The sequence below is a fragment of the Psychrobacter sp. genome, from assembly GCF_035469765.1.
Taxonomy (GTDB): Bacteria; Pseudomonadota; Gammaproteobacteria; order Pseudomonadales; family Moraxellaceae; genus Psychrobacter.
This window is the reverse complement of record NZ_DATIRM010000355.1, coordinates 1-1958: the sequence shown is the minus strand read 5'-3', so window position 1 is coordinate 1958 and position 1958 is coordinate 1. Positions and strand designations below refer to the sequence as shown.

Below are 1958 nucleotides of genomic sequence, written 5' to 3'. Positions count from 1 at the left end.
ATAAGTATCAATAAATGCCGCCAAATCTGCATCGTCAGCGACATAAGGGTTATTTATAACTGGGATATGTTTAAAGCGCCGATAGCCCCACATATAATGACTAAAATGCGCTTCAATCATAGCTTGCATAGCATGATTCAGCGCATAAGCTGCTGTTTCAGTCTTGCGATCATATAATGCTGGGTCATCGAGTTTATAGCAATAAATATCAAAACCATGCCCATCGTCACGGCGAATACATGCCAATCCGACCAGTGCACATTTGGTTTTACTAGCAAGTTTGGAGGCAAGGGTGCTGGTCAACGTTTCAATGCCGAAAAAAGGCACGATGACACCGCCTGATCGGTCAGGAACGTGGTCGGGTAAGACAATACTACAACCCCCTTGTTTGAGGGTTTTGAAAACCGCCTTGACGCCGCTACCATCGGTAGGAACCAAAGTTGCATTGAGACGCGCACGACCTTGCAATATAAAATCGTTGGTAATGTCGCCTTTTACGGGTTTATACATGATGGTTGGCGAGCCAAATTGATTGAGCCAAGCATTCATCATCTCCCACGTGCCCAAATGCGGTACGATCGCGAGCATGCCGTTAGGACTGGCAAGTCCATCAAGTAAAATGTCCTTATTATGGACGTCACGAATTTGAGCGATACTCCAATCAGGTGACATCGCCCAGCTTTTGATCGACTCAATGCTGGTTAAGCATTGATGATAGATAATATCCTTGATTAACGCTTGTTTCTGTAAATCAGATAACTTAGGTGCAATCAGTGCTATGTTGATTTTAACCGTGCGCATGATACTAGCGCTTGGCATCCTTAAGATTATCCACGCAACAAAACGTGCCAGCATCTGCAATACAGACAGTGGCACGATTTTGAAAATATGATACGGATTCATGACCATTCACACAGTGATGAATCACGTAGTAAGCACTGTAAAAAATAGCTTCGCATGATCAGACTATTTATTCAGCAGACTTACTGGTGTCAGCTTGTACCTTTTCACGGACACGGATACCAAGCTCACGTAGCTGCTTAGTACTCACCTCAGCCGGTGCTTGGGTTAATGGACACTCAGCAGTTTTGGTTTTTGGGAAGGCAATCACGTCACGAATAGAGCTTGCGCCTACCATCAACATGATTAAGCGATCCAAACCAAATGCCAAACCACCATGCGGCGGCGCGCCAAATTTTAACGCGTCAAGCAGGAAGCCAAATTTGTCTTCTGCTTCTTGATCATCAATACCTAATGCTTCAAACACGGCTGTTTGCATTTCAAGCGTATTGATACGTAAACTACCACCACCCACTTCAGTACCATTTAATACCATATCATAAGCGATAGAAAGGGCAGATTCAGGATTGGTTTTTAATTCTTCAACTGAACCTTTTGGCTTAGTAAACGGATGGTGCATTGATGTCCAGCGACCATCTTCAGTTTCTTCAAACATCGGGAAGTCAGTTACCCAAAGTGGTGCCCACTCACAAGTGGTCATTTCTAGATCTAGACCAATCTTTTGACGTAGTGCGCCGATGGCATCATTCACCACACTGGCTTTATCCGCACCAAAGAAGATAATATCATTGCTTTCTGCACCAGTACGCTCAATTAGGCTTACCAATACATCATCAGTCATATTCTTAATGATAGGAGACTGTAGACCAGATTCTTTATCCACGCCGTTATTGATGTTGCTAGCGTCATTGACTTTAATATAAGCCAGACCACGTGCACCATAGATACCAACGAACTTGGTATAGGCATCGATTTGCTTGCGGCTTAATGAAGCGCCACCTGGTATACGTAGGGCAGCAACGCGACCTTTAGGATCGTTAGCAGGACCGGCAAACACTTTGAAATCAACGTCTTTCATCAAGTCTGCAACGTCAATCAATTTAAGCGGAATACGCAAGTCAGGCTTGTCTGAGGCATAATCACGCATGGCTTCAGCA

General features: G+C 44.3%; 2 protein-coding genes. Both read right to left on the bottom strand.

Translation table 11 applies throughout. The features are described 5' to 3' along the window. A partial coding sequence (locus tag VLN09_RS09760) for a lysophospholipid acyltransferase family protein (RefSeq protein ID WP_325246029.1) occupies window positions 1–903 on the bottom strand: 903 nt, incomplete at its 3' end. Between the two features lie 67 nt (window positions 904–970). Further along, a partial coding sequence (locus VLN09_RS09755; RefSeq protein WP_325246026.1) for an amino acid--tRNA ligase-related protein occupies window positions 971–1958 on the bottom strand: 988 nt, incomplete at its 5' end.